The sequence below is a fragment of the Micromonospora deserti genome (genome assembly GCF_003236335.1).
Lineage (GTDB): Bacteria > Actinomycetota > Actinomycetes > Mycobacteriales > Micromonosporaceae > Micromonospora > Micromonospora deserti.
This window is the reverse complement of sequence record NZ_POUB01000364.1, coordinates 1-4,906: the sequence shown is the minus strand read 5'-3', so window position 1 is coordinate 4,906 and position 4,906 is coordinate 1. Positions and strand designations below refer to the sequence as shown.

The following is a 4,906-nucleotide window of genomic DNA, read 5'->3' as shown; positions in this document are numbered from 1 at the left end:
GCCGTAGGGGTCGAGGTGGGACATCACGCACCGGACGGGCGCGGCACGAGACGGACCACATGACGCACAACCACAACCAATTCCCCTACCCGAGCGACTGTTGCATCCGGTTGACCGGCTCGACGACCGGACGATTCCCACCGTTCACCGCAGGGTGGCCGGGAACCGTGCCGAGCCTACTGCACCCGCCGCTCCCGCACCCCGGACTGTGCCGGCGGCATCCCCGGCTCACCCCGGTCCCGCCGGCGGCCCCTCGGCTGGGGCTCGCGCGGGCGGCGGCGGGTACGGCTTGGCCGCCCCGCGAGGCGGTCGCGGCCACGCCGGGCGGTGGGCGTGGCCGGGTCGCGGTGGCGGTGGCGGTGGCGGAAACGATGGTGGCACCGGTGCTCCGCCGACCGTGAGGGCGGCGGGGCGCCGGTGCCACGGCAAGCCGGCGCCGGCGGGGGCCGGCGGCGTACGGCTCAGACCTCGAGCAGCTCGGACTCCTTGTGCTTGACCAGTTCGTCGACGCTGGCCACGAAGCGCTGGGTCAGGTCGTCCAGCTCCTTCTCGGCCCGGCGCCCCTCGTCCTCGCCGACCTCGCCGTCCTTGACGAGCCGGTCCAGCTCCTCCTTGCCCCGGCGGCGGATGTTGCGGATCGCCACCTTGGCCTCCTCGCCCTTGTGCCGGGCGACCTTGATCATGTCGCGGCGGCGCTCCTCGGTCATCTGCGGGAGCAGGATGCGCAGCTGGTTGCCCTCGTTGTTCGGATTCACGCCCAGGTCGGAGTCGCGGATCGCCTTCTCCATGGCGTTGATCTGCGAGTTGTCGTACGGCTTGATGATGGCCATCCGCGGCTCGGGGATGGCCACGGACGCCATCTGCGTCAGCGGCGTGGGGGTGCCGTAGTAGTCGATGATGACCTTGGAAAACATGGCCGGAGTGGCGCGACCGGTACGGATGGCGCCGAACTCCTCCTTGGCGTGCTCGACCGCACGCTCCATCTTCTCCTCGGCCTCGAGGAGGGTGTCGTCGATCACCGGTCTCCTCGCCTCCTTCTGTGCTCGTCGTGGGCTTGTCGTGTCGGAGGACCGCTGAGGTCGGGTCGGTGGACCACTCAGGCGGTGATCAGGGTGCCGATCTTCTCGCCACCCACGGCGCGGACGATGGTGTCGTCGCCCTGCGCACCGAAGACCAGCATCGGCAGGCCGTTCTCCATGCAGAGGCTGAACGCGGCGGCGTCGGCGACCCGCAGATTGCGGCGCAACACCTCGGAGAAGGTGATCGAGTCGAACTTGCTGGCGGTCGGGTCGATACGCGGGTCGGCGGTGTAGACGCCGTCCACGCCGTTCTTGCTCATCAGCACGACGTCGGCGCGGATCTCCAGCGCGCGCTGGGCGGCCACCGTGTCGGTCGAGAAGTAGGGCATCCCGGCGCCCGCGCCGAAGATCACCACGCGGCCCTTCTCCAAGTGCCGGATGGCGCGCAGCGGGATGTACGGCTCGGCGACCTGGGCCATCGTGATCGCGCTCTGCACGCGGGTCTCGATGCCTTCCTTCTCCAGGAAGTCCTGCAGTGCGAGGCAGTTCATGACGGTGCCGAGCATGCCCATGTAGTCGGCGCGGGCCCGGTCCATGCCGCGCTTTTGCAGCTCCGCGCCGCGGAAGAAGTTGCCGCCGCCGACCACCACGGAAACCTGCACGCCCCGGCGGACCACGGTGGCGATCTGCCGGGCGATGGCCTGGACGACGTCGGGGTCCACGCCGATCGCGCCCCCGCCGAACACCTCGCCGGAGAGCTTCAGCACCACCCGGCGGGCCCGGCCGGGTGGCGGCGCCGTCGGATCGTCCGCCGCCAGCGTCCGGTCACTCACAACCTGGGTCATCCGCCCCGCCCTTCCCCACGCGTGCGCCGCCGGCGCCGCGTACCGCGTACCTGCCGTTGCCGACCCTATGTGACGAGGAGGCCGCGGTGCCTGTCACGTACACCGGCGACCTCCTCGTCGACGTCTTCCTGCCCACGGCGCTCAGCGCGACCGCGGAGCGGCTCAGGCCTGGCCGACCTCGAACCGCACGAAGCGGGTGACCTCGATGCCGGCGTCGGCCAGCACCTGCTTCACCGTCTTCTTGTTGTCGGCGACCGCCGCCTGCTCGACCAGGACGTAGTCCTTGAAGAAGGCGTTGACCCGCCCCTCGACGATCTTCGGCAGCGCCGCCTCGGGCTTGTTCTCCTCGCGGGCGGTCTGCTCGGCGATGCGCCGCTCGGACTCGACGACCTCGGCCGGCACCTCGTCACGGGTGAGGTACTTCGGCCGCATCGCGGCGATCTGCATGGCGGCGGCGCGGGCGTCCGAGTCGAACGCCTCGTCGTCCGCGGTCGACCGGCCGGCGCTCGCCGCGGCGGCGGTGTACTCCACCAGCACGCCGACCGCCGGGGGCAGGTCCTGGCTCTTGCGGTGCAGGTAGACCGCGACGGTGCCGTCGAGCTTGGCGAACCGGTTCAGCACCAGCTTCTCGCCGATCTTGGCGGACTGCTCCTGGACCAGGTCGGCGACGGTCTTGCCGGCCAGCTCGCTGGCGAGCAGCTCCTCGGCGGTGCGGACGCCGGAGCGGTCACCGTGCTCGACCAGCTGCTGGGCCAGCGCGATGAAGGCGTCGGTCTTGGCGACGAAGTCGGTCTCACAGTTGAGCTCGAGCAGCGACTTGCCGGCGTGCGCGACCAGACCGTTGGCAGCGGTGCGGCCGGCCCGCTTGCCGACGTCCTTGGCGCCCTTGACGCGCAGGATCTCGACGGCCTTGTCGAAGTCGCCCTCGGCCTCGGTCAGCGCCTTCTTGCAGTCCATCATGCCGGCGCCGGTGAGGTCGCGGAGCTTCTTGACGTCCGCGGCGGTGAAGTTGGACATGGCTCTCTCTTCGGTGTTGAGACGGCGGGTGGGATGGTCCTGGTGCCGGTTACCCGGATCCGGGCCGGATGTGCCGGGGATACCTGCCGCTCCCCGCCGTCCGATAAAACGGACGGCGGGGCAGCGGCGGTGCGGTCACTCCGCGGCGACGGTCGCCGGCTGCTCCTGCTCTTCGGCCTTCTTCGGCTCCTCGAGCAGCTCGCGCTCCCACTCGGCCAGCGGCTCGTCGGAGGCGACACCCGGCTCCGGCTTCTCCTCGGCGCCCCGACGACGGCCGGAACGGGCGATCAGACCATCGGCGACGGCGGCGGCCACGACCTTGGTCAGCAGCTCGGCCGAGCGGATCGCGTCGTCGTTACCCGGGATCGGGAAGTCGACCTCGTCCGGGTCGCAGTTGGTGTCGAGCACGGCGATCACCGGGATGCCCAGCTTGCGGGCCTCGTCGACGGCGATGTGCTCCTTCTTGGTGTCGACCACCCAGATCGCGGCCGGGAGCTTCTGCATGTCCCGCAGGCCACCCAGCGTGCGGGTCAGCTTCTCCTTCTCGCGGGAGAGCTGCAGGGTCTCCTTCTTGGTGTAACCGGCGGCGGTGCCGCTCAGGTCACCCAGGGCCTCCAGCTCCTTCATCCGCTGCAGCCGCTTGTACACCGTCTGGAAGTTGGTCAGCATGCCGCCGAGCCAACGGTGGTTGACGTACGGCTGGCCGACCCGGGTCGCCTGCTCGGCGATCGCCTCCTGGGCCTGCTTCTTGGTGCCGACGAAGAGGATGCTGCCACCCTCGGCGACGGTGCCGCGCACGAAGTCGTAGGCCTTCTCGATGTAGTCGAGGGTCTGGCGCAGGTCGATGATGTAGATACCGTTGCGCTCGGTGAAGATGAAGCGCTTCATCTTCGGGTTCCACCGCCGGGTCTGGTGCCCGAAGTGGACACCGCTCTCCAGCAGCTGGCGCATGGTCACGACGGCCATGGGGTACTCCTTGCGTCCCTGGTTGTCCCGCCCGGCCGGCGGCCGGACGCCTGGCGCCTGGTCGCCGGCCGGAGTGGGCCCGACCAAGATCGGGACCAGGGAGGCCGTCGCCCCACGACGGTTCGTGGAGAGGGCGCGCGAGGTCGACCGCGCGAGGCGGTCGCCAGTCGACCAGTGTACGCCCCCGCCCCACCTTCGACGTCTCGGGTGCGGAACGCCTCCCGACCATGCACCTGACGACCGGCACCGCCGTCAGCCCGCGCCGCCGCCAGCCCGCACCGCCGCTAGCCGGCGGCGAGCGCGCCGGTCAGCGGGCGGCGAGCGCGCCGGTCAGCCGGCGGCGAGCGCGCCGGTCAGCGGGCGGCGAGCGCGGCGGCGACGAAGAGCACCAGGCCGACGGTCAGGTAGGCGGTCGGCGGGCGCAGCCAACCCCGGCTCCCCTCCGCCAACGACAGCCCGCCCGTCCGCAGCCCATACAGCCCGATCGCGAAGATCGGCAGGCCGCACACCAGGAACGTCCCGACCACCACGTCGGCGGCGGAGACCGGATCGCCGGTGACGCCCTGCGCCAGCACCCGCAGCGCGGGCAGCTCGAAGACCGCGACCAGCGCGGCGAAGAGTACCGCCAGCATCGGCCGGCGGGTGCGGTACACGCCGTCCCCGGCCGGTGCCGCCGGGTGCGGCCCGGCCACCGGCGGGTACGCGGGCGGCTCCGCGGGCGGAAGGTCGGGCCGGGGGCCCACCGGCGGCATCGGCCCGGTCGGCACCTCCAGCGGGTGCGGCGGCGCCTCGGCCCGGTCGCCGCCCCGGTTCGGCTCCACGATCGGATACCCGCCCAGCGAGGCCGGGTGGGCCGGCTCGGCGGGCCGCTCGACCGGGCCGGCGCCACCGAGCGCGTCCGCACCGGTCGTCGCCAGGGGTTCCCGGGCGGCGCGCCGGCCGGGGCGGCCGGCGGGCAGCTCACCCGAGATGTCCGGATCCACCCCGGCCCGCGAGCGGCTCGCCCGGTATCCGCCGGTGTCCGCCTGGACGTCCCCGAGGGCGGCCCCCGCCCCGTAC

General features: G+C 72.1%; 5 protein-coding genes. All 5 read right to left on the bottom strand.

Annotated elements, in window-relative coordinates:
• Positions 1 to 461: 461 nt before the first annotated feature.
• Positions 462 to 1,019: a ribosome recycling factor gene (gene frr, locus C1I99_RS29295; RefSeq protein WP_111137422.1), complete on the bottom strand. Its 558-nt coding sequence runs from the start codon at positions 1,017 to 1,019 to the stop codon at positions 462 to 464.
• 77 nt (positions 1,020 to 1,096) lie between these two features.
• Positions 1,097 to 1,864 carry a UMP kinase gene (gene pyrH / locus C1I99_RS29290; RefSeq protein WP_111137421.1) on the bottom strand — a complete coding sequence of 256 codons (768 nt, stop codon included), beginning with the start codon at positions 1,862 to 1,864 and terminating at the stop codon, positions 1,097 to 1,099.
• A 162-nt stretch (positions 1,865 to 2,026) separates the two neighbouring features.
• A complete protein-coding gene (gene tsf / locus C1I99_RS29285; protein WP_111137420.1) occupies positions 2,027 to 2,881 on the bottom strand; it encodes a translation elongation factor Ts in 855 nt (284 codons plus the stop codon).
• Between the two features lie 135 nt (positions 2,882 to 3,016).
• Positions 3,017 to 3,847 (bottom strand): 30S ribosomal protein S2, encoded by an 831-nt coding sequence (gene rpsB, locus C1I99_RS29280; RefSeq protein WP_111137419.1) that lies wholly within the window; start codon positions 3,845 to 3,847, stop codon positions 3,017 to 3,019.
• Positions 3,848 to 4,200: 353 nt separating this feature from the next.
• Positions 4,201 to 4,906: hypothetical protein (locus C1I99_RS29275; protein ID WP_233512783.1), on the bottom strand; the 706-nt coding region annotated here is incomplete at its 5' end.